At 59.6% G+C, this 228-nt stretch carries 1 protein-coding gene; it reads right to left on the bottom strand.

Going from position 1 to position 228, the window contains the following annotated elements; all coding sequences use genetic code 11:
• Positions 1-228: hypothetical protein (locus OC71_RS28300; protein WP_218186298.1), on the bottom strand; the 228-nt coding region annotated here is incomplete at both ends.

Here is a 228-nt window from a genome sequence, read left to right as displayed (position 1 = left end):
GAGGATGTTATTGCCGCTGTTGCCGGTGAGCATGTTGTTCAGGCTGTTGCCGGTGCCATTGAGGTTGGCAGTGCCGGCCAGGAACAGGTATTCGAGGTTGGCGCCCAGCGTCCAGTTGAGCGATGACCAGACGGTATCGATCTCGTAGGCCAGAGCGCCGGTTTCGCTGATGACATCGCCAGCGTCGTCGACAATGTAAGTGTCGTAGCCGGCACCGCCGATCAGGGT

The sequence above is a fragment of the Pseudomonas sp. W15Feb9B genome (assembly GCF_000828175.1).
Lineage (GTDB): Bacteria > Pseudomonadota > Gammaproteobacteria > Pseudomonadales > Pseudomonadaceae > Aquipseudomonas > Aquipseudomonas parakoreensis.
This window is presented reverse-complemented; position numbering and strand designations above follow the sequence as displayed.